The 3,663-nt window shown below is 38.6% G+C and carries 3 protein-coding genes; all 3 read left to right on the top strand.

Annotated elements, in window-relative coordinates:
* Positions 1-273, top strand: a 273-nt coding sequence (locus ACFIQC_RS09360; protein ID WP_375707094.1) for a toprim domain-containing protein, incomplete at its 5' end; no start/stop codon positions are given.
* 12 nt (positions 274-285) lie between these two features.
* Entirely contained in the window at positions 286-1,893 is a 1,608-nt protein-coding gene (locus ACFIQC_RS09355; RefSeq protein WP_375641021.1) for a YfjI family protein, read from the top strand.
* A gap of 592 nt (positions 1,894-2,485) precedes the next feature.
* The coding region (locus ACFIQC_RS09350) for a DEAD/DEAH box helicase family protein (RefSeq protein ID WP_375707093.1) at positions 2,486-3,663 on the top strand (1,178 nt) is incomplete at its 3' end.

The following is a 3,663-nucleotide window of genomic DNA, read 5'->3' as shown; positions in this document are numbered from 1 at the left end:
CTGGTTATTTGTGAAGGCATTGAAACGGGGCTGTCTCTGCTGTCTGGGTTGTTATCAGAGCCCGTTGATTTATGGGCTTCTCTTTCAACCAGTGGCATGATGCGTGTGAATTTACCCCCTACAAAAGCCCGTCTCACCATTGCAATGGACGGTGATGATGCGGGTCGTAAAGCAGGTTTTAACCTCGCTGCGCGTGCTTATAGCCAAGGCTTTGAGGTCTTTATGATGCAAGCTCCAAAAGGAACTGATTTTAATAACGTATTACTTTCTTAAAAGAGGGAAACTATGAAAAATAGTAATTTACAAAACAATAATGAAAATACTCCCGTCAATGATAACGATAATGTCTCTTTAAACGAAAATACTTGTTTAAAAGCCATTTCTTATGAACAAGCCTTGCAACAAAATGGTTGGGGGCAATTAAAATCGATTGCTACGGCTCTCTTACCCGTCGAGCCTTTTAGCTTATTACAGTTGCCAATGCCATTAATGGACTATATTTATGAGGTTGCCGATCTTCAACAATCTTCTATCGATTTTATTGCTATCTCTGCTTTATGTGGCTTGGCTGCTGTGATTGGCAATGGCGTGCGGATTGCTCCCAAAAAACATGATAATAATTGGAAAATTGTTCCTAATCTCTGGGGTGCTCTTGTGGGGCAACCTTCAACACTCAAAACACCTACCATGCAAGCCGCTTTAACTCCTCTCTATGCCTTTCAAGAGGAATGGCATCAAGAATGGTTAAAGAAGAAAGAACAGCAAGAAAAGAAAGATATTCTTATTGAATTAGATAAACGAGAAAAGAAAAAACAAGCCTATAAAGCACTCAAAGATCAAGATGAGGAACAAGCCCTTGCCCTTCTTTCACAATCTATTGAACACAAAGAAAGTGATGATAACACTCTTGATAAACGACGTCTTATTGTCAACGATGTGACTGTCGAAAAGCTTGGGGAACTCTTAAAAGAAAACCCCCGTGGTCTCTTGATGGTACGAGATGAATTGGCTGGGTTTTTAGCTAATATGGAAAGAAAGGAATACCAAACAGACCGTGCCTTTTATCTAACAGCTTTTAATGGCAATACGTCATACACCTATGACCGTATTGAACGTGGAACCATTCATATTCCCAATGCAACCATTTCCATTATTGGGGGCATTCAACCCTCACGCATTATTCCCATTATTCAAGCCATGTGCCATGGAATAAATGATGATGGTTTCATGCAACGATTTCAAATGATTGTATGGCCCGACGAACGAAAAAAGCGGTTATGGACGGATAGACCTTCCAATCAAAAGGTGTGGGAAAGTTATCAAGGGGTCTTTCGTTCTCTTTATGATAAACCGTTAGGCTCACCAAAGCATCCGATAACCATACGCTTTTCTGCTGAAGCTCAAGAAATGTTTCGTGTATGGTGGGAAAATTTTCAGAAAAAAATAAATAGTGGTCATTTCTCTACAAATTTACAATCGTATCTTTTGAAAATGGATAAAACCATACCAACCCTTGCGTTGATTTTTGAATTGACCGAAGGGGGTCGTTTTGAAATCAATAGAAATGCTCTTGAGAGAGCCTTGTATTGGGAAAAATATCTGTTAAGTCATGCCAAACGTCTTTATGCGGCGCATGATACATTAGCAACAGAAAGTGCAAACTTGCTTGTCAAGCGCTGTGATTGTTTACCTGATGTTTTTACTGCACGGGATGTTTATAAACGTGATTGGAAATGTTTAAAAGACAATGAAGCTGTGAAGCAAGCTTTAGAGCTTTTATGCCGTTGCAATTATATTCGTGAAATCTCTGGAGACAATAACTCCCAAGGCGGTCGACCTACCATACGCTATGAATGGCATCCTTTAGTGAAAAGTCATAAAACATTTCAATGAATGAATTTTAAATTCCAATAAAACATATAACTTATGTATTCATAAAATGAAACCTTCAAAACATTTCCCATCTATTGGTTTTGGAGGTTTTGGAGGTTTTGGAGGTGCTTTTTATTCCCCTCTTTATATATTTTAAAAATCAAAATAAAAGTCATTATATTTCAATATGTTAATTTTTATCAACTTTTCAAAAAACAATCTATATCAACATTACAACCTGTAAATTCAACTTATAGTATAGGTTTTGTAGGGGTTTTGGGGGCATAGGGGGTATATGCTTTTTATCTTTCTTACAAAGCAAGCAATAAAAGCCTATCAAAACATACATTCTGATATCTTAAAAGCACATAGTTCATTTGTCTTGATGAACACGTGAAACGAACAGCAAAATTCACTATTTTGCTGATTTTACTTCATGTCATAGGCTGTGGATAAGTAGCCTTTAAAAACCCCTTTTGAAAAAATTTATCCGTTTTTTCGCATTTTTCTACATTTTTTTCACCATTTGCTCAAAATGGATTTAATAAGCTTCATTTCGATTCTTTTGAAGAGAATTAATCTGTATCGTAGATAGTTATGGAGTTTATCCTTTATGCTTCGCTCTCATCACTCTGATAATGAACACGTCACTTTACGCTCTCTGTTGGAATATTATCGTCAAAAAGCTAAATCACCCCGTGAATTAGGAACCATGTTTGAAAACCTTGTCATGGTTTATTTGAGTGAAGAGCCGCTTCAAAAGCAAGAATACGAAAAGGTTCAAACTTATTTGGAATGGGCGCAAGAGCATGATGAAGATGGAACGGATATTGGGATTGATCTGGTGGCTACAATCCGTGATGAAGGGGGTTATGCGGCTATTCAATGTAAATGCTATGACGCCTCTCACATAATTAAAAAAGAAGATATTGATAGTTTTATTGCTGCCTCGGGCAAAAAGATCTTCACCCGTCGCATACTGGTTGATAGCACCGAAACAGATTGGAGTGACAATGTTGAACTGACTTGTGAAGGACAAGAGGTTCGTATTCAACGGATTAATCTGTTTGATTTAGAAAACAGTCAAATCGATTGGGGGGCTTATAAAGAACAAGGACAAGCTGTTCTCAAAGAGAAATCAAAGAAAAAGCTTTTAGATCATCAGAAAGAAGCGCTCAAAGCGGTTTGTGAAGGTTTAAAAGAAGCAGACCGTGGCAAGCTGATTATGGCATGTGGAACGGGCAAGACTTTCACCAGTTTGAAGATAGCAGAAACCATAGCAGGAAAAGGCAAGCGTGTATTGTTTCTGGTGCCCTCTCTCGCTCTTATCTCTCAAACAATTCGTGAATGGACAGAAGATACAGAAGTATCCTTGCGTTCCTTTGCCGTATGTTCGGATACGCAAGTAGGTAAGCGTCGTAAGAATAAAAATGATGATGAAGCTGGTCTCGATGCATCAGACCTTGTTTTACCGGCTACGACCGATGCCAAAGAGCTTGCGCGTAAAGCCAATAAAACTTCTCTTGATGTAATGACTGTGGTCTTTTCGACTTACCATTCAATCCAAGTGATTTCGGATGCGCAAAAAAAGTATGATTTACCCGAATTTGATCTGATCATCTGTGATGAAGCACACCGTACCACTGGAGCTGTGTTAGGAACAGACAAGCGTGAATCTGAATTTATCAAGGTTCATGATAACAGCATCATTCGGGGCAAAAAACGCCTCTACATGACAGCAACCCCTAAGATCTTTACCGACAAGCTGAAAAAGAAGGCTGACGCATCTGA

The sequence above is a fragment of the Bartonella sp. AA126HLJHH genome (genome assembly GCF_042197425.1).
GTDB lineage: Bacteria > Pseudomonadota > Alphaproteobacteria > Rhizobiales > Rhizobiaceae > Bartonella.
This window is presented reverse-complemented; position numbering and strand designations above follow the sequence as displayed.